Source organism: Flavobacterium sp. 40-81 (genome assembly GCF_001898245.1).
Taxonomy (GTDB): Bacteria; Bacteroidota; Bacteroidia; order Flavobacteriales; family Flavobacteriaceae; genus Flavobacterium; species Flavobacterium inviolabile.
Map to the genome: position 1 here is coordinate 89,313 of NZ_MKTM01000010.1, position 26,221 is coordinate 115,533.

Here is a 26,221-nt window from a genome sequence, read left to right on the forward strand (position 1 = left end):
GAGCATGCAAACAGCGTTACACCGGATAATGGTATCCGGCATCCGGTCTTGTTTTTGGTGCTCTTTTATTTATCTATCATGAAGAACATCTTTTTTATCTGTATGGCTTTCACAATGGTTTTAAACCCGATAAAAATGAATGCACAAACTAAAGAAACAAACATCCTGGTTTTAATTCATTCCCAGAACGGAGGAACCTACAAACTGGCACAAACCATAGCCGAAGGGGCCAAATCCTTTCCGGATACAAAGGTGACGATAAAAAGAGTTCCTTCAATTGATGAAAAAGCGAAACTAAGTCCGGAAGTAGCCAGATTAGCGGTTGCTACCATTGACGAACTTCCGGCTTATGACGGAATCGCATTCGGAAGTCCGGTGCATTTTGCTAATGTAAGTGCCGATATGAGCTACTTTTTCAGCAAAAGCATCCCGATATGGACCGACAGAAGTCTGGAAGGCAAACCGGCAACGGTATTCATGTCTGCCGGATCCGGATCGGGCAGGGAAGCCGCCATTCAGTCTTTCTGGAACATCCTCTCGATGCACGGCATGGTAATTATCCCAACCGGATTAATGGCTTCCGATAAAACAGACAAAACCGTTCCGCAGGGAAATACTCCTTTCGGTGCGTCATCCTTAAGCGGTGCAAACGGAACCCGTCCTTCGGCAAGCGAACTGGCTTTGGCTAAAGAACAGGGACAGGCCTTAGCCAAAACAGCAAGCGCCTTAAAAGTTTTTACTTCCGTTAAAAAACAGCCTGCCACTTCCGGCAATACCGCTCCGGATGTGAACAAAACCCTGAGAGAAAACAAAATCAGCATACCCGAAGCACCTAAACCGGTAGGCAATTATGTGCCTTATGTAATTTCCGATCATAAAGTTTACATTAATCAGGTGGCACTGAAAGACGGGAAAATCGTAAATCCCGGAAAAATTGGCATGACGGTAACCGAAGAACAGGCTAAAGAAGCCACATACCAAACAATGCTGAATGTTATTGCCGTGCTTAAAGATGCCTGCGGCGGTGATTTGAACAGGGTAAAACAATGTGTGCAATTAACCGGTTTTTTCAATACCACTCCCGAATATACACAGCATGCTGCCATCATGAATGCCGCTTCCGATCTTACAGCAACGGTTTTCGGAGAAAAAGGCAAACATGCCCGGGCAACCATTGGCGCAGCCTCTTTGCCTGTAAATTCAGCTGTTGAAATCCAGGCAATATTTGAAATAGAATAGCTCAGAAAAACATCCCGATACAACCAACCGGACACCGATAAAAGTGTCCGTTTTTTTTTATTTCATTTTTTTTAAAACCATAGTCCTTTTTTTCCCGTACATAAACCTAACAAACTTATAAACGAACTGCGCTATGAAAATCAACAAAAAAGTTAAATGGATAGCAGGCGGCTTATTCGGGATTATTGCACTGCTTTTTATCACACTGGTAGTCCACATCCTGATGGTTACTCCAAAAAGCTATGACAATATGAGTTTACAGTTAAGCCGTATTGATTTTAAAGAACCCATTGATTCGGCAAAAGCCAAAGTTATCAATGCCCAGCTGCGAAGTATTGACGGTGTTGAAAACACCTATTTCAACATTAAGGACGGCATACTGGTATATACCCACAACCTGAATAAAGTTGATTCTCAGAAAGCTTTTGATGCCCTTCTGGAAAAAGGAAATTATAAAGCAGAACGCTTTGTTGTTACGGATCAAATGAAAAATTCCGGCTGCCCTGTTATGGACCGCAATTCTTTCTCTTATCGTTTTTCACACGGAATACAAAAACTTTTTAATTAACTATAAAATAAATTATTATGAAAATCTATTCAAAACTAACATTAGCAGGGCTTCTTCTGGTTGGCCTATCGGCTTTCTATGCCTGTAGCAACGATAATGATGATACGCCTACACCCGTTACACCACCAACGCTTTATCAAAAATTAGGAGGGACAACCATGGTTGCCGATCCGAGAAACTCCGGGCAAATGATCGAACAGGGCCGTTTGGGATTGCGCTCTGTAGTGGACAGTACTATTTTTGTAATTGCTGCCGATCCGCAATTACAGCCTTATTTTGCCACATTACTTTCGGAAGTTGGTTCCGGAAATACAACCAATCTGGCGATACTGAGTAAAAATCTAACCGATTTCTTTTGCGTGGGCACAGGTGCCAAAAATTTCTCTTATACCGGTTTAAACATGACAGACGCACACAATCCGGCAACAAACCCGAGAATGGCAATGAAGGCTAACAATGCCGACATGGACAAGTTTATTGGCGATGTTGTGATTGGTGCACAAAAGAACAGCGTTCCCAACGACCTTATTGGTGAGGTTGGGGTCGTTTTAGAGTCACTACGACCGCAGGTAGTGCAACAGTAAGTTTGTTTTAAATGAAAAACGCTACCGGAATAAGGTAGCGTTTTTTTATTATTTTTTAGCAAGGTTTTCCAGCATTACGGCTGTCATTTTTTCCAGGTCAAAGTCGTGTTGCCAACCCCAGTCTTTTCTGGCGTAACTATCGTCAATACTTGCCGGCCAGCTGTCTGCAATTGCCTGACGGAAATCAGGATTGTAATCAATTGTAAATTCCGGGATGTGTTTTTGTATCGAAGCGGCAATTTCTTTTGGTGTAAAGCTCATCGCCGAAAGGTTGTAGGAAGAACGCACTTTCACGTCTGCTGCCGGAGCCTGCATGATGCTGATCGTTGCTTTTATTGCATCGTCCATATACATCATTGGCAAAGCGGTTTCTTCCGAAAGGAAACAGGTATAGCTTTTATTTTCCAGGGCTTTGTAGTAAATATCCACCGCATAATCTGTAGTGCCTCCACCGGGTGGTGTGGTCCACGAAATCAAGCCCGGATAACGGATGCTTCTCACATCCACCCCATATTTCTGGTGGTAATATTCACACCATCTTTCTCCCGTTTGTTTTGAAATTCCATAAACGGTAGACGGTTCCATAACTGTATACTGCGGTGTATCAATTCTTGGCGTAGTCGGCCCGAAAACCGCAATACTGGATGGCCAGAATACTTTTTTAATTTTTTCAGCTTTCGCCAGATTTAAAACATGAAACAACGAATTCATATTCAGGTCCCATGCAAAAGCAGGATTTTTTTCGGCTGTAGCCGAAAGCAATGCTGCCATTAAATACACTTCGTCTACTTTATATTTTTCAACAACTTCTTCAATCTGATTAAAGTCCATTGCGTTTACCACTTCGAAAGGTCCTGTAGCGACAAAATCCTGTGTCCCTTTTCTGATATCGGAAGCAATTACATTATCATTTCCGTATATCTGGCGCAATTTCACGGTAAGTTCAGACCCGATCTGACCACAAGCACCAATAATTAAAATTGTTGTATTCATATTTATTTGCGTAGCTATATTTTTGACAAAGATAGCGCATTCAAGGAAATCTACAGGCTACTTTCCGACCCTATTATTTCACCGGACAATTAATTTTAGTTAACAAATTCCCATAAAAAAAGAAGTTTTGGATAACATTTGTAAATTTGTTGTTTAATACAAACGTTTTAAGTAAACAAATGAAATATATAGTAGCGGTTTTAGCGGGTTTTTCTCTTTTTCTTTTTTCATGCAACAACAAGGATGAACGTGAGATCGAATATCAAAAATCGTTACAGCAAAGGGACTCCGTTTTTGCCATTATCAATTCCAACTGGAAATTCGACATTCCGGCCGTAAGTCCGAAAGTACAAAGCAAAATCCAGAATTGGGAAGAATGGCGCCAGTTCAAACAGGAACTGGCTCAGAAACCGAAAAGCACCCTGAATGCCTTTAAGCTAAAGACGATCACCCTGGTTAAAAAATCGGATTCGCTAACCAATAATATCCCGGTGATTTTCAATACGCCTGCGGTAAAAAGCCGTCTGTCGACTTTGAACACCAAAGTTAAATCGCTGGAAACCTTTATTTCCCTGGATTATATCCCGACTAAAAAAGTGATTTCGTTAATTCATGAAGTTTCGGAAGAAGTAATGTCCGTACAAACCCAAATGGATGAAATTCTTTATAAAATGGAAATTCCTAAAGAAATTGGAGAAACGGAAATGTTACAGGCGCTTGACACCGTGCGCCGTGCCAGAGCAAATTTTTCAGAGCCTAAAAAATAAACTGCTGGGATTTATTTCCCATCAACTTTAAACCATCTATTTTTTGAAACCCGATATAGTAAACATATACGAAAAGTCTTCAAAAGTGAGTCTTTTGGCAGACCAGCTGCAAAAAAGAGAAAACAAACTGCATCTGAAAGGATTGGTTGGTTCTTCCCTGTCTTTTGTCGTACAATCCCTTTTTTCAAAAAGCGACCTGCCTTTTCTGCTTCTTTTTCAGGATAAAGAAGAAGCGGCTTACTATTTAAATGATCTGGAAAACCTGATAAACGACCAGGACGTTTTGTTCTATCCCGGTTCGTATCGCCGTCCGTACCAGATTGAAGAAACCGACAATGCGAATGTTCTCCTTCGTGCCGAAGTGCTGAACCGCATCAATTCCCGTAAAAAGCCTTCCATAATTGTGTCCTATCCGGATGCGATTTTTGAAAAGGTGGTTACGCGGAAGGAACTGGACAAAAACACGCTGAAAGTGGCTACCGGCGATAATATCTCGATTGATTTTATCAACGAGGTGCTTTTCGAATACAATTTTAAAAGAGTTGATTTTGTGGCCGAACCCGGAGAATTTTCGGTTCGGGGTGGTATTATTGACGTGTTCTCTTTTTCCAACGACAATCCGTATCGTATGGAGTTCTTTGGAAACGAAGTGGACAGTATCCGTACGTTCGACGTAGAAACACAGCTTTCTATTGAAAAGCAGAAAAAGATCACGATCATTCCGAATGTGGAAAACAAATTCCTGAAGGAAAACCGCGAAAGCTTTTTAGACTATATCAATCCGCAAACCGTTATTTTTATCCAGAATACCGATTTGCTGCTGAGCAAACTGGACAAGTTGTTTGACAAGGCCAATGAGGCTTTCGAAAAGCTATCGAAAGAGATCCAGCATGCCACTCCGGAAACCATGTTTTTAAACCAGACTTCTTTCGTTAAGAAGGCTTTGGATTTTACCATAGTGGAGTTTGCTTCAAAACCCATTTTCAGAACGCAGAAAACGGTGGAATTCCACACCCAGCCGCAGCCTTCGTTTAACAAGCAGTTCGATTTGCTTTTAAACAACCTGAACGACAATCATTTTAACGGTTACAAGAATTATCTTTTCTGTTCCAATGAAGGCCAGGCAAAACGTTTCCACGATATTTTCGAGACCCTTGATGAGGCGAATCACGAAAACATCCGGAAGCAGTATAAAACCATCGTGGCTCCGTTATACCAGGGTTTTATAGACGAAGAAAACCAGATTGCCTGTTATACCGATCATCAGATTTTTGAGCGTTACCATAAATTCAATCTTAAAAACGGTTATTCAAAAAAACAGAATATCACGTTAAAAGAGCTTACCACACTATCGGTAGGCGATTATGTAACGCATATTGACCACGGCATCGGGAAATTCGGCGGTTTGCAGAAAATCCAGGTGGAAGGCAAAACACAGGAAGCGATAAAACTGGTTTATGCCGATAACGACATCGTGTATGTGAGTATTCACTCGCTGCATAAAATTTCCAAATACAACGGAAAAGACGGTGCGCCGCCCAAAATATACAAATTAGGTTCTTCTGCATGGAAGACTTTAAAACAGAAAACGAAGGCACGTGTTAAACATATCGCCTTTAACCTGATACAATTATACGCCAAACGCCGACTGGATAAAGGTTTTGCCTTTGCGCCCGACAGTTACCTGCAGGCGGAACTGGAAAGTTCTTTTATTTATGAAGACACGCCGGACCAGTCTAAAGCCACACAGGAAGTGAAAGCCGATATGGAAAACGACAGACCGATGGACCGTCTGGTTTGCGGTGATGTTGGTTTCGGAAAAACGGAAGTCGCGATTCGTGCCGCATTTAAAGCGGTAGACAACGGCAAACAGGTTGCCATCCTGGTACCCACCACAATTCTGGCTTTCCAGCATTACAAAACTTTCCGCGACCGGTTAAAAGACATGCCGGTTAACGTGAGCTATGTGAATCGTTTCCGTACTGCCAAGCAAAAAACGGAGATTCTTAAAAATCTGGAAAGCGGTAAACTCGATATCATCATCGGAACCCACCAACTGGTTAATAAAAATGTTGTTTTTAAAGATCTGGGCTTGCTGATTATTGATGAGGAGCAAAAGTTTGGGGTAGCCGTTAAGGACAAATTAAAAACGATTGCCCAGAATGTCGATACGTTGACGTTAACCGCGACGCCTATCCCGAGAACCTTACAGTTTTCCTTAATGGCGGCAAGGGATTTATCGGTTATTACGACACCTCCGCCCAACCGTTACCCTATAGAAACCAATGTTGTTGGTTTTAATGAAGAAATAATACGCGATGCTGTTTCCTATGAAATTGAACGCGGCGGACAGGTTTATTTTATCAACAACCGTATTGAGAATATCAAGGAGGTTGCCGGAATGATCCAGCGTCTGGTTCCCGGAGCCAAAGTTGGCGTAGGACACGGTCAGATGGACGGTAAAAAACTGGAAGAGCTGATGCTTGCCTTTATGGATGGCGAGTTTGACGTCCTGGTTGCTACAACCATCATTGAAAGCGGACTGGATGTGCCGAATGCGAATACTATTTTCATTAACAATGCCAATAATTTCGGATTGTCGGATTTACACCAGATGCGCGGACGCGTTGGACGAAGCAATAAAAAAGCGTTCTGTTACTTTATCTGCCCGCCTTATTCTGCCATGACGGAGGAAGCCCGGAAGCGTATCCAGGCACTGGAACAGTTCAGCGAACTGGGGAGCGGTTTCAATATTGCGATGAAAGACCTTGAAATCCGAGGTGCCGGCGATTTACTGGGTGGTGAGCAAAGCGGTTTTATCAATGAGATCGGTTTTGATACCTATCAGAAAATTATGAATGAAGCCATCGAGGAATTAAAAGAAAACGAATTTAAGGATCTGTATCCGGAAGAGAATGATATCGAAACCAAAGACTATGTAAAAGATATCCAGATTGATACCGATTTCGAGCTTTTATTCCCGGATGAATATATCAACAATATTTCGGAGCGTCTGAACCTGTATAACGAACTGAGTGTTATTAAAACGGAGGAAGACCTGAAAGTATATGAACAAAAGTTAATTGACCGTTTCGGGCCATTGCCGAAACAGGCTGTTGCCTTACTGAACAGCATCCGCATTAAATGGATCGCTACAAAAATGGGTATTGAGAAGCTCATCTTAAAGCAAGGCAAGATGGTGGGTTATTTTGTTGCCGACCAGCAATCGGATTTCTACCAGTCGGCACGTTTTCACAATGTACTGCGATTTGTACAGCAGCAGGGCAATTTGTGCAAAATGAAAGAAAAGGAAACGAAAAACGGTTTGCGACTGTTATTGACTTTTGAAAATGTAAAATCCATTAAACGCGCCCTGGAGTTAATGGAAATGATGAATTAAAAAAGGAAATTTATGAAAATAGAAATATGGAGTGACATTCGCTGTCCCTTTTGTTATATCGGAAAAACAAAATTTGAAAAGGCACTGGCTCAGTTTGAGCACAAAGACAAGGTAACGGTAATCTGGAGGGCTTTTCAGCTGGATCCGGAAGCGGTTACCGATACTACTATTTCTGCTGCCGAAAGTATGGCAAACAGAAAAGGAATCAGCGTGGAAGAATCCGAAAGGATGCATGATCATGCAACGGCCATTGCCAAAGATGCCGGACTGGATTTTCATTTTGAAAAAGCCATTCCTGCCAACAGTTTCCGCGCACATCAGCTTTCTGCTTTCGCCAAAACGAAAGGGGTTCAGAATGAGGTTGAAGGCGCGCTATTCAGCGCTTACTTTACAGAAGGAAAAAATATCGATGCCATTCCGGAGCTGATTGCTATCGGAACACGTTTTGGACTGCCGGCTTCCGATATCCAGAATGTTTATGATAACGGCTTATTTGCCGAGGAAGTAAAAGCCGATCAGGAGCAGGCATACGAATACGGCATCAATTCGGTTCCCTATTTCGTTTTAAACAACAAATATGCCGTTAAGGGCGCTCAGCCTGCCGAGCATTTTTTAGAGACCTTACAGGGCGTTTTTGAGGAAGAAAACCAATTTTAAGCGTTTCGTACTTTTTATAAAATCAAAAACCTCCCGATCTTGCGACCGGGAGGTTTTTTTCATTATGAACGATTGCGAATTAAAAGTCGTAACGAATAGATACGTTCCATGTTCTTCCGAATCCGAAGAATACCTGGTTCGCATCTGCTACACCCTGATAGGTTCTTCCGGCAGCCTGATATGTAGGCGCACCTGCAGCAGAACTCACATTATCCGTAGCATGGATATTTGTTCTTGATTCAGCGATGTATATTTTATCAAATAAATTATCCACATTTACTCTGAAGTTAACCGAGTTTGCTTTGTCTTTGCCTACTAACATTTTATAAGACAATCCCGTGTCTACCAATCCGAAAGATGGCAATTCCAAAGATCCTTTATTGTTTTCCTTAGAGAAAGCCGTAGGATCGATAGCAGCATATAATTTATCTACATATCTGTAGTTTGCATCCACTTTTAAGCGTTCTACCACTTCATAAGAAGCACCTAAGCTCGCTGTGATTTGTGCAGCATCACCCACTTTTACTTTATCCAGATATACGATTCCGTCTGCTCCTACCTGGTTATTGCTAACATCGTAGTTTTTACTGGCACTGTTTCCTTTATAGAACCAGTCTCCGTAAGAGAACATACCGTTCACTTTTAATTTATCGGTAGCTTTAACCGTGAAATCCAATTCAGCACCCATGTGAACTTCTGTAAGTCCTGTGAAATCATAATATCCGCCAGGGTTACTTGTACTGAAATCTGTTGATCTCAGGTTTCTGTCTTTCCAGGTTGTATGGTACACGTTTACGTTTGCATTGAAGATTGAAGAACGGAAACCGTAACCTGCTTCAAAACCTGTAATTTTCTCGTTTGTTAAAAGCGGGTTTACAAGACTCGCATTACCCGGATAAACCGCGTTAAAGAATGGTTGTTTTGAGTAATAACCTGCGTTTACAAACACATTGTGCTGCTCGTTAATGTTATAGTTGGCACCTGCTTTAACGTTTCCTCCCAATATGTTTTCATACGGTGTTGACGATAACGGATCTGATGACAGATATTTGAAGTAATCTACTCTCTTAAAGCCCTGGTTTGAAATCGCTCCCTGAACAAAAGCAGAGAAGTTTTCCACATTATACTCCACCTGAGCAAAAGCACCGTACCAGTTTACATCGCCATCATTGTTGAAGTTAATTGCCTGCTGGTAGCTGGTATCCGAAAAAGGATTTCCGTTTGGTCTTGTATTGTATACTGTTGTGAATAATTTCTGCGGATTGTTGATATCTGAAGTTCTGTTATTGAATACATCACCTCCTAATAAGTCATTCAATACCTGGTAGTGCATTCCTTTGTACATTCTTAAATCAACCCCAAAATCCATTGACCATTTCTCGTCGAATTTTGTATTTAATTTAATGATACTTCCGTACCAGTTGTGAGAGTTAACAGAGGATATTTTAGAAATACCGTTTGAGGTATTGGTTGCTCCCGGTGTACTGGAATCATTCTGGTATTGTCCGTTAATCATGGTTCTGGTATAAGGCATACCATTAATATAAACGGTCTGTCCGGAATTGTATGCATAAATATTATCAACATTGATTGATCCGTCTGCATTTCTCAATTCGCTTACATTGTATCGGAATTTATTAATACCTCCAGTTACTGTAGATCCTCCTCCACGTCCCCATGAACCGTAGAATACCGAGGATAATTTCATATTATCAGAGATTTTCCAATCCCAGTTAATAGACGCTACCGGTTTGTGATAGTAGTTGGTTCTGAATGAATATTCTTTCCCGTTCAGATAACCCCAGTCACCATTGTAACGAATGTTAGGATCACCGTCTTTGCTATATTTCTGGTACTCTGCAATTGTTGGTGCATTACTACGTTGATCGTGCCATTGCGGTGCACCTGTAAAAGTGAACTGAATATCGTGTTTGTCGTTTATTTCATAGCCTAAACCAATGAAATAATTGTATCCTTCATATTTGGTTGCATCTACATAACCGTCACCGCTTGTTCTGCTGAATAGCACTGCTGCAGAAAGACCGTTTTTCATTTTTCCGGTAGAATAGGTTGCCAGTAATTTCAGATTATTATTGTTTCCTACCATTGACGACACTGAACCACCTTCTTTTAAGTCGGATGTTTTTGTCAATACGTTGATCGTTCCTCCCACAGAAGAAATCGCCAGTTTAGAAGATCCTAAACCTCTTTGTACCTGCATAGCAGACGTTACATCGGAAAGTCCTGCCCAGTTTGACCAGTAAACAGAACTGTTTTCCATGTCGTTAACCGGCATACCATTTACCATAACGGCAATATTACGCTGGTCGAAACCACGAATATTGATTTTTGAGTCACCAAAACCACCACCTTGTTTTGAAGTATAAACCGATGGTGTACTGTTTAAGATTTCCGGAAATTCTTTATTTCCTAATTTTTCCTGAATTTCAGCTGCCTTAATTGTAGAAACGGCAACCGGTGTTTTTCTGTCTTTTGCGATATCGGCAACACCCGCTTTAACAACGATATCTTCTAAAGTATTGGAGTCCGATTGTACTACGATATTTCCAAGATTTACTGTTTTGCCGGCTTCCGCTTTAAAAGCAACCGTTTTTGTTGCATATCCTATAAAAGAAATAACGATTTCTCCGGTTGTTGCTGTAGTGCTTAGCGTAAATTTCCCGTCGAAATCAGAAGTAGTTCCTTCAGTAGTTCCTTTGATAAGAACGCTGGCTCCCGGTAAAGTGCCTTTTAGTTCTCCATCAATGATAGTACCTGTAATTTTTGTTTGTGAAAAAGAAACTGTTGACACTAACGTTATTAGCGCAAGCAGTAGCCAATTTTTCAGAGTTCTCATGTTGCAGTTGTGTTTTTAAATTTTCCGCAAAGTTCAAAGTTTTATTGATTCCTAAAGTTATATTAATGTTAATAAACGTTAATACTTTGAAGTATTATCAATTATTCACTCGCCAAAAGAGAATAATTCATTTTTTAACTTTAATTTAACCTTAAAAATAAAGACTATTGATTTTTTTACTCCAAAAAATAGTAAAACCCTATTTCAAATAATGCTTTAAGAGAAATTTTGTAGACGAATCATGACTATCTATTTTATTTTCAGTCACTTCCTTCAGTATTGTAGTGGCTAATGACTTCCCGTATTCAACGCCAAACTGGTCGTAACTGAATATATTCCAGATCACGCCCTGAACAAATATTTTATGTTCATACATCGCTATCAGACTTCCTAAAGATTCGGGAGTCAGTGCATTAATTAACAGTGTATTCGTAGGTCTGTTACCGTCAAATGCTTTGAAAGGCACCAGAAATTCCGGAACATTACTTTCCTTTTTCACCGTTTCTTCCGTTTTACCGTTAAGAAGTGCTTCCGTTTGTGCAAAAAAGTTGGACATCAATTTGTCATGATGGTCTTTATTGCCGTGCAGCGAGTTTACAAAACCGATAAAATCAGCAGGAATCAGTTTTGTTCCCTGATGAATTAACTGAAAAAAAGCATGCTGGGAGTTACTGCCCGGTTCGCCCCAGACAACTGTTCCGGTTTGATAGTTCACCGGATAGCCTTCTCTGTTAATCTGTTTTCCGTTGCTTTCCATAAATGCCTGCTGCAGATACGGCACCAGTTTTTGCAGGTAATGGGAATACGGTATAATCGCTTCCGTTTCTGCTTCAAAAAAGTTATTGTACCAGATACTCAGCAATCCTAAAACAACCGGAATATTGCGATCGAAAGCCGCCGTTTTGAAATGCAGATCCATTTCATTGGCACCTTTTAATAGTTTTTCAAAATTTGGATACCCTACAGCAAGACTAATCGATAAGCCAACGGCGCTCCACAGCGAGAATCGGCCGCCTACCCAGTCCCACATCGGAAAGACATTCTCAGCCGCAATTCCAAATCCGGCTACCTTGTCAAGATTTGACGAAACCGCTACAAAGTGGCTTGCAATAGCTTCCGGCTGGCCATAATTTAAAAACCATTCTTTTATGGTTTCGGCATTGGTAAGCGTTTCCTGCGTAGAGAATGTTTTGGAAACAATCACAAATAGTGTGGTTTCCGGATTCAGGTTTTTTATTTTTTCGGCAACATGATCGCCATCAATATTCGAAACAAAGTGTAACGTAAGGTGATTTTTATAGAATTTTAAAGCTTCTACAACCATGTCCGGCCCTAAGTCGGAACCGCCAATGCCAATATTGACAATATCGGTAAAAGCCTTACCGGTAAATCCTTTCTTTTCACCGTTAATAATCTGCTCCGAGAAAAGCTGAATCTTGTTTTTTACCGCATGAATTTCCGGTATAATATTTTGCCCGTCAACAAGTATTTCTTTTTCGGCAGACCGCAAAGCCGTATGCAATACTGCTCTGTTTTCTGTAAAGTTGATCTTATCTCCTGAAAAATATTTAGCGATGGCATTTTTCAGCCCGGCTTCTTCCGCCAGGGCTGTTAAAAGGTCAAGCGTTTTTTTTTCAATCCTGTTTTTAGAATAATCCAATAGAAAATCGTTCCATAGAATATGGAATTTCTCCGTTCTTTGGGCATCGTTCGCAAAAAGTTCCTGCATTTTCACAAATTGCATGTCCTGAAAATGCTCGCGCAATTTTTGCCATGCAACTGTTCCGGTCGGATTCGTATTTTCTAACATTTATTCTCCAAACTTAGCTATTGAAACGCTGTCTAATTCTTTTTTAAGTGGCTTGATATATTCCATATACCGCGCTTTGTATTTTGAGCTCATAGGCTCGGAATTGGGTAGTTTCTGACGTAACGGATCTACCTGTATCCCGTTTTTCCAGAAACGGTAGCACACGTGCGGGCCGGTTGCCAGTCCGGTACTTCCTACTCTTCCAATCACATCTCCCTGCTGTACCCGTTGTCCCTGTCGTACTAAAATTTTCGACATGTGTAAATATTGTGTGGCAAAGGTTCCGTTGTGTTTTACTTTCACAAAGTTACCGTTTCCTGCCGTATATCCTGTTCGTTCCACCACTCCGGAAGCGGTTGTCATGATTGGTGTTCCGGTAGGTGCTGCATAATCCGTTCCGTTATGGGCTTTCCATTTTAACTGCACCGGATGAAAACGGCTTTTGGTAAAACGTGAGGTAATATTCACGAATTTCAAAGGCGCTTTCAAAAACATATTTTTCAGCACTTTTCCTTCTTCATCAAAATAGTCCACCCGCTTTGAATTCGGGTCCTGCTTAAACGGAAAGGCATATACTTTTTTTCCTTTGTATTCAAAATAGGAAGCATCAATGCTTTCTACTCCGGCATAAATGGTATCGCTGATGTATTTTTCGTTAATGGTTACTGCAAATTTATCGCCTTTCTGAATTTTAAAGAAGTCAATAGACCAGGCATAAATACGGGATAACTGCGGTGCCAGTGAAGCGTCCACTCCAGCTCTTTTCAAGGTTTCGGACACCGATCCGTCTATTGCCGCAGCAATCGTTCTTCGCTTTATCGTAACCGGACGTTGTTTTTTGTGCACAGCAATAGAATCCCGCAGATCCACCACATAATAGGTCATTCTATCCGGCTGATAGATAAAAACCTTTAAATCATGCGGAGCCGTTTTGTTTTGCAGTAGCGTATATGGCTTCCCAATTCTAATATCGCGAACATTAAAGCTGTCTTTTACTTTTTCTGTAATTTCATGAATCTTAGCGGCGTCAAAGTTTTGGGCACCCAAAATCTTTCCGAAACTGTCTCCTGATTTTATCGTATCGTTTACGACTTTAAAATCATTAAGAGTAAAACCGTATTCTACCAGGATTTTCTCTTTTTTTACTTTTGTTTCTTTAACTTGCTTTTCCTCTTTTTTATTACAGGCGAATAATGTTGTTAATAATAATATGATGGCAATATACTTCAATTCTTGTAGGTTTTGTGGTTATTCTTTTATTCTCCCCATTTTTCCAATTCTATATCCGACCAAAGTTCCGGGAAGAATATCCTTCTTTGATATTTTGGCAACATATATTTTTTCCAATCACTTCCTCCGGTAGCTTCCTGCGTTCCCGGCACACTCTCAATATATTTAACAGCGGCATTATAGTGACCCATTACCCAGGTAATGTTTACGGTTTTGTCATAATGGCGCATTGCCTGTATCAGTTCTTCGTTTTGCTGGTCTTTTTCCGGCAGCTGTTTGAATTTTTTCCAAAGGTTAATGGTGTTGAATTCCTCCATATGTTCTAGGAAACTCTTTTTGTATTTCTTTTCAAACTCTTTGATCAGATAGGACTTTTCACCTGTTTTATAGTCTTTTCCGGCAGCCTGCCAGTACAAATGCTCAAAAGCATGCTCGTATGGTGTGTTTCGGTCTATTGTTGCTCTGAAACGGTGATCGATAAGGTTTATCAGATCTGTTGAAGCAAATTCTATCAAACGGTATTGTGCACTCTGAAAACCGCTGGCCGGCGTCAGGGTGTTTCTGAATTTTAAATATTGTTCAACTGCCATACCTTCTTTCATGATATCGAAAGAAGTGGTTAACATATCAAAATAACGGCTAATGCGCATCAGTTTGTCTGTAAACAGCGAAGTAGTAAGCTTTTCGCAGTGGGATACCTGGTTGATTTCCCATAGGATCATTTTGAAAAGCAATTCGTTTACCTGGTGGTACATGATAAAAACCATCTCATCAGGCAGCGTGGTTCTTTGAACCTGCAGACTCAAAAGCGGGTCTGTTTGTATATAATCCCAATACGTTATCGGCTTAGACCAAAGCATCCCTTCCAAATGGGTTTCGGTCTTTTGGTTTATAGCCTGATATTTCGCATCTATTTCATCAATTTTATTTTGAATCTCCGGGGTAATTTTCATTATTGGTTAACTTTAATTTTGAAAGAATTTTTAAGTCCTTTGAATCCATCCAAATCCGCTTTCAGTGAACCCACTGCCAAGCTCGCCTTCACTCTGATCGGCAAACGATTGTCATCGTCTGATATCCAAACTGTTAAACTCTCCTGCTCTTTAAAAACGCGTCCAGCTTGAACATAAGGTCGGAATACCATCGTGGAAATGGTCCCAAATTTAGTTTTTATATCTTCTCTACCGATAAATTTTAGCTTAAATTTAAATGTTTCATCATCAAAAAACATGTCGATCACGATGGCTTCGCCTTCTTTCAACTTGTCTATTTTGGGATGATTTCTCAAATAATAGAATGAAGATACAATATCTTGCACGTTTTCCGGCACTGAAAATGTTTTTTCAGTGTTCTTTTCATAATCTTTAACAAAAACTGTTTTTTTTGTTTGATTAAAAAAGCCTTCCTGGTTTTTCTTATAGCCGCCTTCGTCTATTTTCCGAATAAACTGGTACGGTCTCCCGGTTTCTTTGTCTATATAACTTTGATAATCGTCTTCAACCTTGAAGAAGAATTTTGTCATTCCTGTAGTGTAGCCATTTCCCAGAATATGGAAAACTTTTTTATTATTTCTTACTGCTTCCTGAACTTCCATGGTGGCATAACCTGCATTTACGATCCCGTAATGAATCCTAAACTTAAACCATTCACCGGCGGCGTAAGCACTGTCTTTTTGAGCAAAAGTAACTGCCGTTATCAGGAGGAAAAATAATATTACCGTTTTTTTCATGAGGCTCATTTTTTAACATTCGAAATAACAAGTTACAATTTCTGTTCCAAAAATAAGAAACAAAAAAACTCAGCCAAAAGAATGACTGAGTTTTTATGCTATTAACCAACCAAAAAACTATAAATTATGAAAATTTATTTCACAAATCTGAGGATTATGACGCCTCATTTTTGCGAGTGCAAAGGTATACAGTTTTTGTTGATTTACAAATCAATTTTTAACTTTAACACAATATTAGCAAAAAACAGCCTTTTTGAAGCATTGTTTTTGAAATATTCTCAGTTAAAAGTCCTTTTTTACAAAGTTCCTCTTAATTCCTGCTCTCTTTCGATAGATTCGAACAATGCTTTGAAGTTACCGGCACCGAATCCTCTGGCTCCCATTCGCTGAATTATTTCATAAAACAGCGTTGGTCTGTCTTCAACAGGCTTCGTAAAGATCTGCAATAAATATCCTTCTTCATCCGCGTCAACCATGATGGCTAACTTCTCCAGTTCTGCAATATCTTCTTTCATCATTTCCATGTGTTCGCCCAATCTTGCCGGAATAGCATCATAATATGATTTTGGCGGAGCCGATAAAAATTCAACACCTCTTGCTTTCAATTGGGAAACTGTCGAAATGATATCGTCAGTAGCAATGGCGATGTGCTGTACACCCGGTCCGTTATAAAAATCCAAATATTCTTCAATCTGTGAACGTTTTTTACCTTCAGCCGGTTCGTTGATCGGGAATTTAATACGTCCGTTACCGTTAGACATCACTTTACTCATCAAAGCGGAGTATTCTGTATGGATCTGTTTGTCATCAAAAGAAAGGAAGTTTACGAATCCCATCACATCTTCATACCATTTTACCCAGGTATTCATTTCATTCCATCCCACATTTCCTACCATGTGATCGATGTATTTCAATCCAACCGACTCCGGATTGTAGTCTGATTCCCAGGCTCTGTAACCCGGCAAGAATACACCGTTGTAGTTTTTACGTTCCACAAAAATGTGAACCGTTTCACCATAAGTATAGATTCCGGAACGAACTACTTCACCAAACTCATCTTTTTCAACTGTTGGCTCCATAAACGGACGCGCACCGCGTTTTGTAGTTTCTTCGAACGATTTTGTTGCATCCTCAACCCAAAGTGCCACAATTTTCACTCCGTCACCGTGTTTAACGATATGGTCGTTAATTGGCGAATCGGCATTTAAAGGCGTTGTCAGCACCAATCTGATTTTGTCCTGTTTCAAAACATAAGAAGCCCGGTCTCTAACACCGGTTTCCAATCCTGCATAAGCCAATGACTGGTATCCGAATGCTGTTTTGTAATAGTGTGCTGCCTGTTTTGCGTTCCCTACATAGAATTCTACATAATCCGTTCCTAAAAGCGGCAGAAAATCCTGAGCGCCCTCAAATATTTTTTCTAATCCGTATTCTACTGATTTTACTTCTTTACTCATTGTAATAATATTTTAAGCGGCTATTCCTTAATTAATTAACGAATAGCTCAAATGTTTGTTGTTTGTTTTTTATTTCTAAGAATTAGTGCTCTAACCAAGATTGGTAGTACTTATCGTCTGCAATTTTCATTGCTTCTTCGGTAACCATTAACGGTTTGAAGGTATCGACCATTACGGCCAATTCCTGCGTTTCGGTTTTACCGATGCTTCTTTCAACAGCTCCGGGGTGCGGTCCATGCGGGATTCCTGCCGGGTGTAATGAAATATGCCCTGCCTCAATATCGTTTCGGCTCATAAAGTCACCATCCACATAATACAGTACTTCATCACTGTCAATGTTACTGTGATTATAAGGAGCCGGTATTGCATCCGGGTGATAATCATATAATCGGGGTACAAAAGAGCAAACCACGAAAGCATCCGTTTCAAAAGTCTGGTGTACCGGTGGCGGCTGGTGAATTCTTCCTGTAATCGGTTCGAAATCATGAATAGACAAAGCATACGGATAGTTGAATCCGTCATATCCCACTACATCAAAAGGATGCGTAGCATATACCATTTCAAAAATCTCGTCTTTCTTTTTTACTTTGATTACAAAGTCGCCTTTTTCATTATACGTTTCCAGTTCTTCCGGACGACGGATGTCTCTTTCACAAAAAGGAGAATGTTCTAAAAGCTGGCCAAACCAGTTGCGGTATCTTTTTGGAGTATAGATAGGTCTTCTTGACTCTACAATGAACAAACGGTTATCGTCTGTATCGAAATCGATTTTATAAATCATCCCTCGCGGAACAATCAGGTAATCACCATATTTAAAATCAAGATTCCCCAGCATCGTTCTTAATTTCCCGGTACCTCTGTGGATAAAAATCATTTCATCCGCATCTGTATTCTTATAGAAATAATCACGAGTCGATTCTTTTGGAGCAGCAAGTATAATAGTACAGTCACTATTCGTTAAAACGGCCTTTCTGCTTTCCAGATAATCATTTTCAGGCTGAACCTGAAATCCTCTCAGCCGGTATGACTGGATGTTGTTATCTTTTGCAATCTTAGGAGCAACATTGTATTGCTTGCGGATTTCTTTTACTTGTGTCGGACGATGTTCGTGATACATATTGGTTGACATACCGTCAAATCCAACAGTTCCAAAAAGCTGCTCGTAGTATAAGTCTCCGTTTGGTTTACGGAAAATCGTATGTCTTTTTGGTGGAATTTGTCCTAATTTATGATAAAATGGCATATTTTTTTAATTTAAAAAATTTAAACTATAGCATCCTGATTTTCGCTCAGCGCTGTTGAAATATTTTAGCATAAACCAATACTCTCATTCCGGATTTCTCTTAATGAGGTATTTTAACAGTCCTAATAAGCCTTCCCAATGTAAACTCATAATCATACAAATATCGGAATTAATCACAATCCCTTAAAATAAAAATTCCCAAAAAAAGCATTACTGACATTTTTTTGGGAATTTTAAACTAAAACGTTCTTATTTGTTCTTTTTATAACTCAATGCATATATCACAGCATGTATTGCTGAGAATACCAAGGAGAAGTAAAAAAGGAAGGTGTCATCAATTTCAGGGTTCGAGTGGTGAACAAAAGCCACAATTACCAAAGCGATAACCATCCCTATTCCGGACAGGCTTACTACTTTGTAGCTGCTCTTATCAAACGTTCCCTTGTTTAAAATACTGTTTTTCATTCCGTAGAAAAGATAAAGGTCAAAACCAATCATCATCCATACAATCAAACGAATCCAGGTATCCAATGGTAAGAATACCATCATGAACAAGCATACAAAAATTCCCAATATCGGCACTAACGGCACTAATGGTGTTTTAAATGCTCTTGGTGCATCCGGCATTTTTTTACGCATTACCAATACACCCAGACAAACCAGGATAAAGGCAAATAAGGTACCGATACTCGTCATTTCCCCAACAACTCTAGCCGGTACGAATGCTGCAAACAAACTCACGATTAACATGAATAACAGGTTGTTTTTTGCAGGTGTTCTGTATTTCGGATGTACTTCCGAAAACACTTTTGGCATTAATCCGTCTTTACTCATCGAGAAGAAAACACGGCTTTGCCCCATTAACATTACTAAAATTACCGAAGCATATCCGGCAAGAATAGCTAAAATAATCGCTTTGTTCAACCATGGGAAAGCCGGGGTAATCATTCCGGAAGCATCTGCTGTTCCCATGTGGTCAATGGCAATTGCTACCGGAGCAATACCGTCCGCACCTGCAAAAGCGGAATAATTTACCACTCCTGTCATTACGTGAGCAAACAAAATATACAATACGGTACAAATCGTTAAGGATAATAAAATCCCGATTGGCATATCTCTTTTTGGGTTTTTAGCTTCCTGTGCGGCTGTTGAAACAGCATCAAAACCAATATAGGCAAAGAATACAATTGCTGCTGCACGGATAATTCCTGTAAAACCAAATTCACCGAATGTTCCTGTGTTAGTCGGAATATATGGCGTATAGTTTTCCGGACGGATATACTGCCATCCTAATGCGATAAACACTAAAACAACACTCACTTTTAGTAAAACAATGATTCCGTTAACCAAAGCAGACTCTTTTGTCCCTCTCATTAAAACCAAAGACATTACCATTACGATTAAAACCGCCGGGATATTGATGATTCCGCCTTCAAAAGGGGAATGTGTTAACGACTCACTGAGGTGAATGCCATAACCGTCGAGAAACTTAATGAGGTAACGCGACCAGCTAATGGAAACGGTGGCTGCTCCAACGGCATATTCCAACACTAAATCCCATCCGATAATCCAGGCGATAAACTCACCCATAGTCGCAAAGGAATACGTATAGGCACTACCGGCAACCGGAATCATCGATGAAAATTCAGCATAACACAATCCTGCAAAAAGACAGCCTATAGCGGCTACCACAAAGGAAATTGTAATGGCCGGACCGGCATTTGTAGCGGCTGCCAATCCTGTAATAGAGAAAAGTCCTGCTCCGATAATAGCCCCAACTCCTAATGCAGTTAATCCGGGGGCTGTTAATGTTTTCTTTAATCCCTTCTCAGACTCGGATGCTTCTTCAAGCAATTGTCCTAAAGGTTTTCGTTTCCAAATTGACATATTATAAGTTTTTTGGTTTTTTTAGTTTTCAAAAATAGAATTTTTTAAAAACATTCACATATAAAATACCATTTAATATAAAAAATGTCGCTTTTTAAACGTTTCCTGCAATTTTAGAACCAAAATCCTACACTAAACCAAGTGTAATTTTCTTTCGTTTCCGGTGACCAGCTGTGTTTTATCTCAATCGGGCCAATTAAGGTTTCAAATCCGTATCCCAAAGCATATCCGGAGTACTGTGCCTTTAAAAACCAGTCAGTTGTACGAAAAATCCTTGTTCCCACATTAGCATAGTTGGCCGTAAAGTTAATATGGTGCTTTTTATAGAACTCATAATCGAGCGTACCGCTTCCTTTTATATAGCTATCCCCGGCAATACTCAGGAAGTCGTAGCCTAAAAAATGCCTGAAATTATTGATGGTCGTATATCCGTAACCCCCCAGAACAAAGTCAAAATACGGAACGGAACGGTTACCGATGGTAAATCCGGCTTCCGATTGCAATTTCAGCGAAAGCTTTTTAAAGAATGTCTTCACGATTCCGGCATCGGCTTTGGCAATTGAAAACTGGCTCAAATGGTCTTCGCCTTTATCCGAGTATAAAATCGTTCTGAAATCGCCAAAGAAATACCATCCTCTTTTCGGAAAGTACTTCTGATCGAAGGAGTCGTATTTTAAATTTCCAAAAGCGGAAAAATAGTTATCACTTGTTAAAATCGGCGAATTATTTTCCAGCGTGGACGATCTGATCTTTAAATGTTTGTGTTCCAGTCCGGCGCCGATCAGGAACTTCTGCGCAAAAACGGTCTGGAAATACATCTGATTGGTAAAATCCGAAAAATCAACATTAATCGATTTCAATCCCAGATCCCGAAGCAGCTGACCGTCGCTAAAATCGGTGGCCACATTTTTATTGAACCTGTAGTATCTTGAGTTCACTCCGAAACTCCAGTAAAAACCGTTGTCTATGTAGTAATTCAGATTATACCTGAAATTATCCCCTAAAATAACATCCAGGGCAATAACATCATTTTTAAGTATGAATTTTTTCTGGGTCGCATTCAGCAATAAGGCACTTTTAAACAGTTCATCATAGTGCAGACCGAATTTCAGATAGCGGTTTATCGGATTTTCTTTAAGCGTCAGGATCAGGTTGTCTCCTTTTTCGGCTTCATCAAAAGAATAGGAAATTGTACTAAAGTTTTGTGTAGCATTCAGGGTATTAATGCCTTTGTCTAATGCGGCATAGGTTATTTTTGAATTGGGATGAAAGCGCAGCTTCCCTAAAACATAGGCTCGGGTATAGCCTTCCAGTCCTTTTACATGTATATCGGCAACTTTTAAGGTATCTGTTAATCGTCTTGGTTCAAAAAGCCTTGACTTACTGGCGATGGCGCCCAATTTAACCAGATCTTCATAAACGGTAAAAGCCGCTTCTTCACCTTTTTTGATAATCTCACCTCCCTGATCGAAAGAAATCACAGAATACCCGTGAATATTAGGCTTGATATAAATATCGGTAGCCTTTTTTTTGGCTTCCATTTTTTCAATCATCGAAAAATTGGTGATCTGCAAAAGCACTCCGGTGGCACCGCCTATTGTTGTCCTGTCTTTTAGACCATCCTGAACGTCAACTCCGATGATCACATCGGCGCCCATTTTTTTCAGTTCTTCAACGGGGTAATTATCCACAACACCACCGTCTACGAGTATTCTTCCGTCTATTTCCACAGGAGAATATAACGACGGAAAAGCACCGCTTGCCAGAATAGCCTGCGGCAATACACCTTTTCGCAACACAATTTTTTCTCCGGTTTCAATATCGGTGGCGATACAGACAAACGGTATCGGCAGTTCGTTAAAATCGCGGATATGGCGCACATGGTTCGTTAACCGCGTTAAGAGGTTATAGTTATACAATCCTTTTGAAAGGGCTGTTGGTACGCCTACTTTGAAATTATTAAAAGGTAAGGCTAAAGCATACACTTCATCGTTTCGTTTTTCAAAAAAACTCTTTGAGGAACGGGGAATATAATCCTGTAACAGCGCGTCGGAATCGACTTCGCGAAAAATGGAATCCAATTGCCGGGCGGAATATCCGGAAGCATACAGACCGCCGATGATGGCACCCATACTGGTTCCGCCGATATAGTCAACCTGAACACCGGCTTCTTCCAACACTTTCAACACACCAATATGTGCCAGGCCTTTTGCTCCGCCACCACTCAAAACAACCCCTACTTTAGGTCTTTTTTCCTGTGAGAACACCGATTGTACTAAACAAAAGCTTAAAAATAGCAGTAATATATTTTTCATGTTACTTAGTAGCATTGGTTGCTTTGTAAAATTCGGTAATTTTTTTGGCTTTTGAAAGCCCCACAACGTCAGAAATTTCTTTTTCCGTTGCCAAAGTCAATCTTTTAACAGATTTAAAATGTTTTAGTAACGCAATCATCGTTTTCTCGCCAATTCCGGGAATGGTTTCCACCGAAGTCTGCAGCGCACTCTTGCTTCTTTTATCCCTGTGAAAAGTGATTCCGAAACGATGCGCCTCATTTCTAAGATGTTGTATCGTTTTTAGTGTTTCCGACTTTTTATCCAGATACAAAGGCACCGAATCACCCGGATAATAAATCTCTTCCAGTCTTTTGGCTATGCCGATAATTGCAATTTTACCTCTCAGACCCAAATCATCCAGGCTTTTTAGCGCCGACGACAGCTGTCCTTTACCGCCATCAATGATGATTAGCTGCGGCAACGGTTCGTTTTCGTCCAAAAGGCGCTTATACCGCCTGTATACCACCTCTTCCATTGAAGCAAAGTCATTGGGTCCTTCCACTGTTTTGATATTGAAGTGGCGGTAATCTTTTTTACTTGGTTTTCCGTCTTTAAACACCACACAGGCGGCAACGGGATTCGTTCCCTGGATATTGGAGTTATCAAAACATTCTATATGCCGTGGTTCCACCGGCAAACGCAGGTCTTTCTGCATCTGCGCCATAATCCTGTTGGTATGGCGGTCCGGATCTACAATTTTAATTTGTTTCAGCTGATCCAGACGATAGTATTTCGCGTTGCGTTCCGACAGGTCCAGAATCTGTTTTTTATCGCCCAGTTTCGGTACCGTTACCCGGATGGCCTCACCCATATCTATTTCAAAAGGCACTATTATTTCCTTTGAATTGAGGTGAAAACGCTCGCGAAGTTCCACAACAGCGAGTTCCAGCAGTTCCTGGTCGGTTTCTTCCAGTTTCTTTTTCAGCTCCATCGTGTGTGAACGGACAATCGCCCCGTGCGAAATCTGAAGAAAGTTAATATAGGCCATACTTTCATCGGAAACGATGGAGAAGACATCGATATTGGATATTTTCGGATTTAAGATTGTCGATCTGGACTGGTAATTTTCCAGCACTTCGATTTTCTCTTTTATTTTTTGGGCTTCTTCAAACCGCATGTCCATTGCCAGTTCGGTCATGTGTTTTTTAAAGTCTTTTAAGCTTTCTTTAAAGTTCCCTTTGAGAATTTCGCGAATGGCATTGACATGTTTCTGATAATTTTCCAGCGTTTCATATCCTTCACAGGGTCCTTTACAGTTACCGATATGGTATTCCAGGCAGACTTTAAATTTTCCGCTGTCGATATTGGCTTTACTCAGGTCGTAATTACAGGTTCGCAGCGGGTATAATTCCTTGATTAGCTCCAGAAGCGTATGTACCGTTTTAAAACTGGTATAGGGCCCGAAATATTCCGAGCCGTCCTTTACCATGTTACGGGTTGGAAATATTCTCGAAAAAGGTTCTTTCTTGATACAGATCCAGGGATAGGTTTTATCGTCTTTTAGCAGGACGTTATACCGCGGCTGTAATTTTTTAATCAGGTTGTTTTCCAATAAAAGCGCGTCGGTTTCCGTAGGCACAACGATGTGCTTGATCGATACAATTTTTTTAACCAGCACATTGGTTTTTGCCGTATCGTGGATTTTATTAAAATAAGAGGAAACCCTTTTCTTTAAGTTTTTAGCCTTCCCGACATATAATATTTTTCCGTCTTTATCATAATATTGATATACCCCGGGACTATCGGGTAATGTTTGTATTTGAAGTTCTAAAGAAGGAATACTCATTGATGCGGTTCTGTTTTATCGGAATTTAATTCAAAATTACGAATAACATTTCTGAAAAGCGAAAAACAACCCACAACTTAGCGCCGGTACGCTATAATTGTATATTTTTATCTTTTGATTACAATTATGAATTACCAGCATAAGGATATTACCATCCTAAAAGAGACTGTTTTACCGGGTGAAAGCAAGACCATCAATATGGAAATTGCCAAGCTTCACACGATGACAAAATTAAAAATCCCGATTATCGTTGAACGTTCCAAAGTTCCCGGCCCAACCGTTTTATTCACAGCCGGCCTTCATGGCGATGAAATTAACGGAACAGAAATTGTCCGGCAGTTGATTATACAGAAAATCAACAAACCGAAAAGCGGCACGGTTATCTGTATTCCGATTATCAATGTTTTCGGATTTGTGAACAAAACCCGGGAGTTTCCGGACGGACGGGATTTGAACCGCGTATTTCCCGGAAGTAAAATGGGTTCGCTTGCCAGCCGTTTTGCCTATTACCTGCTAAAGGAGATTATCCCGCATGTGGATTATGCTATTGATTTTCATGCCGGCGGCGCCAGTCGTTTTAATGCCGCACAGATCCGGATCATTCCGGATAACAAGGAGTTAAAAGACCTGGCCGATGTGTTTCATGCTCCTTTCACGCTGTATTCCAAAAACATCAGTGGTTCTTTCCGCAATTCCTGTCATAAATTAGGGGTCAAGATGTTACTGTTTGAAGGCGGAAAGTCAAATGATTTTAATGACGAAATTACTTTACAGGGCGTTGAAGGTGCCAAAAGGATTTTACATCATTTTGACATGCTCAACGGACGAAAGAAAACGCATATACCCGAAGACAAGAGCATTTACATTAATAAATCCAGCTGGATCCGCGCCAAATATTCCGGAATGTTTCACGGTCATACCAAAGTGGGCCGTTATGTGGAACGCGGTGATTTACTGGCAACCATTTCCGATCCGTACGGCAAGATCGAGCACAGGCTCAAAGCGCCCAATTCGGGCTATATCATCAATGTAAACGATGCTCCCATAGTGTACCAGGGAGATGCCATTTATCATATTTCAACTTCCCTCAGCAATGAATAAAAAAGCGCTTCGAAAAAAATATAAGGAATTACGCCGGCAGCTTTCGCCGGATGAAGTGGAAGAGCAAAGCCTGGCTATTGCCAACAGGCTGCTGCAACTGGACATCTGGAATAAAACTTATTATCATTTATTCCTGCCGATAACCGAGCACAAAGAAGTTGACACCGAATTTATCCTGCAGATACTGGCCGGAAAAGACAAAGACATCATTATTTCGAAATCGGATTTTGAAACCCGTAAAATGACGCATTTCCTGCTAACCGACAATACCCGGATCAGGAAAAACGAGTACAATATTCCGGAACCGGTTGACGGGATCGAAGTGCCTTCTTCCAAAATAGATGTGGTTTTTGTACCGCTTTTGGCATTTGACACAAACGGGCACCGCGTAGGCTACGGAAAGGGCTTTTACGACACTTTCCTAGCCGAATGCAGGACAGACATCATCAAAGTAGGGCTTTCCTTTTTTGAAGCCGAAGCAATCATTCCTGACACCATTCCGCAGGATGTGCAACTGGATTATATCGTTACGCCTCATCAGACATACTCAATAAAAAAAGGGTGATTAAAGATCACC

Annotated in this window: 19 protein-coding genes; 8 read left to right on the forward strand and 11 right to left on the reverse strand. The window is 40.5% G+C overall.

The genetic code is table 11. From position 1 onward, the window contains the following. Positions 1-78: 78 nt before the first annotated feature. The 3 genes from wrbA (at position 79) to BGO42_RS03305 (ending at position 2,391) form a co-directional block, all read left to right on the forward strand. A complete protein-coding gene (wrbA, locus tag BGO42_RS03295) occupies positions 79-1,239 on the forward strand; it encodes an NAD(P)H:quinone oxidoreductase (RefSeq protein WP_273245992.1) in 1,161 nt (386 codons plus the stop codon). A gap of 133 nt (positions 1,240-1,372) precedes the next feature. Beyond that, positions 1,373-1,807, forward strand: a complete 435-nt coding sequence (locus tag BGO42_RS03300; protein WP_177731161.1) for a hypothetical protein — start codon at positions 1,373-1,375, stop codon at positions 1,805-1,807. 17 nt (positions 1,808-1,824) lie between these two features. Next, positions 1,825-2,391, forward strand: a complete 567-nt coding sequence (locus BGO42_RS03305) for a globin family protein (RefSeq protein ID WP_177731159.1) — start codon at positions 1,825-1,827, stop codon at positions 2,389-2,391. A 48-nt stretch (positions 2,392-2,439) separates the two neighbouring features. Here BGO42_RS03305 and BGO42_RS03310 read toward each other — a convergent pair whose 3' ends face one another. Continuing rightward, complete coding sequence (locus BGO42_RS03310) at positions 2,440-3,384, reverse strand: L-threonine 3-dehydrogenase (protein ID WP_177731157.1); 945 nt, start codon at positions 3,382-3,384, stop codon at positions 2,440-2,442. Positions 3,385-3,563: 179 nt separating this feature from the next. Here BGO42_RS03310 and BGO42_RS03315 point away from each other — a divergent pair, with 179 nt between their 5' ends. The 3 genes from BGO42_RS03315 to BGO42_RS03325 all read left to right on the forward strand — a co-directional run bounded on the left by BGO42_RS03315 (position 3,564) and on the right by BGO42_RS03325 (position 8,208). Beyond that, positions 3,564-4,151, forward strand: coding sequence for a hypothetical protein (locus BGO42_RS03315; RefSeq protein WP_177731156.1), 588 nt, complete (start codon positions 3,564-3,566; stop codon positions 4,149-4,151). A gap of 85 nt (positions 4,152-4,236) precedes the next feature. Beyond that, positions 4,237-7,551 (forward strand): transcription-repair coupling factor, encoded by a 3,315-nt coding sequence (mfd, locus tag BGO42_RS03320; RefSeq protein ID WP_394353042.1) that lies wholly within the window; start codon positions 4,237-4,239, stop codon positions 7,549-7,551. A gap of 12 nt (positions 7,552-7,563) precedes the next feature. Next, positions 7,564-8,208 (forward strand): DsbA family oxidoreductase, encoded by a 645-nt coding sequence (locus tag BGO42_RS03325; RefSeq protein WP_273245989.1) that lies wholly within the window; start codon positions 7,564-7,566, stop codon positions 8,206-8,208. A 79-nt stretch (positions 8,209-8,287) separates the two neighbouring features. Here the strand turns inward: BGO42_RS03325 and BGO42_RS03330 are convergent, their stop codons facing one another. The 10 genes from BGO42_RS03330 to uvrC all read right to left on the reverse strand — a co-directional run bounded on the left by BGO42_RS03330 (position 8,288) and on the right by uvrC (position 24,543). Next, the gene (locus tag BGO42_RS03330) at positions 8,288-11,065 is read right to left on the reverse strand and encodes a TonB-dependent receptor (protein ID WP_177731150.1); all 2,778 of its coding nucleotides are present in this window, start codon (positions 11,063-11,065) and stop codon (positions 8,288-8,290) included. 199 nt (positions 11,066-11,264) lie between these two features. Continuing rightward, positions 11,265-12,875, reverse strand: coding sequence for a glucose-6-phosphate isomerase (pgi, locus tag BGO42_RS03335; protein ID WP_177731148.1), 1,611 nt, complete (start codon positions 12,873-12,875; stop codon positions 11,265-11,267). Continuing rightward, a complete protein-coding gene (locus BGO42_RS03340; RefSeq protein ID WP_177731146.1) occupies positions 12,876-14,105 on the reverse strand; it encodes a M23 family metallopeptidase in 1,230 nt (409 codons plus the stop codon). A gap of 26 nt (positions 14,106-14,131) precedes the next feature. Beyond that, entirely contained in the window at positions 14,132-15,058 is a 927-nt protein-coding gene (locus BGO42_RS03345; RefSeq protein ID WP_177731144.1) for a tryptophan 2,3-dioxygenase family protein, read from the reverse strand. Continuing rightward, positions 15,058-15,834 (reverse strand): DUF3108 domain-containing protein, encoded by a 777-nt coding sequence (locus tag BGO42_RS03350; protein ID WP_177731142.1) that lies wholly within the window; start codon positions 15,832-15,834, stop codon positions 15,058-15,060. Before BGO42_RS03350 ends, BGO42_RS03345 begins: the two co-directional genes overlap by 1 nt. Before the next feature lie 296 nt (positions 15,835-16,130). Further along, entirely contained in the window at positions 16,131-17,291 is a 1,161-nt protein-coding gene (gene hppD, locus BGO42_RS03355; protein ID WP_177731140.1) for a 4-hydroxyphenylpyruvate dioxygenase, read from the reverse strand. Positions 17,292-17,373: 82 nt separating this feature from the next. Further along, the gene (locus BGO42_RS03360; RefSeq protein ID WP_177731137.1) at positions 17,374-18,534 is read right to left on the reverse strand and encodes a homogentisate 1,2-dioxygenase; all 1,161 of its coding nucleotides are present in this window, start codon (positions 18,532-18,534) and stop codon (positions 17,374-17,376) included. Between the two features lie 249 nt (positions 18,535-18,783). Continuing rightward, positions 18,784-20,421 carry an amino acid permease gene (locus BGO42_RS03365; RefSeq protein WP_273245986.1) on the reverse strand — a complete coding sequence of 546 codons (1,638 nt, stop codon included), beginning with the start codon at positions 20,419-20,421 and terminating at the stop codon, positions 18,784-18,786. A gap of 113 nt (positions 20,422-20,534) precedes the next feature. Beyond that, a complete protein-coding gene (locus tag BGO42_RS03370) occupies positions 20,535-22,736 on the reverse strand; it encodes a patatin-like phospholipase family protein (RefSeq protein ID WP_177731133.1) in 2,202 nt (733 codons plus the stop codon). Between the two features lies 1 nt (position 22,737). Continuing rightward, positions 22,738-24,543 carry an excinuclease ABC subunit UvrC gene (gene uvrC, locus BGO42_RS03375; RefSeq protein WP_273245985.1) on the reverse strand — a complete coding sequence of 602 codons (1,806 nt, stop codon included), beginning with the start codon at positions 24,541-24,543 and terminating at the stop codon, positions 22,738-22,740. Positions 24,544-24,669: 126 nt separating this feature from the next. Between uvrC and BGO42_RS03380 the strand changes: the two genes are divergently transcribed. Then, positions 24,670-25,644, forward strand: a complete 975-nt coding sequence (locus tag BGO42_RS03380; RefSeq protein WP_273245984.1) for a succinylglutamate desuccinylase/aspartoacylase family protein — start codon at positions 24,670-24,672, stop codon at positions 25,642-25,644. Next, positions 25,637-26,209: a 5-formyltetrahydrofolate cyclo-ligase gene (locus BGO42_RS03385; RefSeq protein WP_273245982.1), complete on the forward strand. Its 573-nt coding sequence runs from the start codon at positions 25,637-25,639 to the stop codon at positions 26,207-26,209. Before BGO42_RS03380 ends, BGO42_RS03385 begins: the two co-directional genes overlap by 8 nt. Positions 26,210-26,221: the final 12 nt, after the last annotated feature.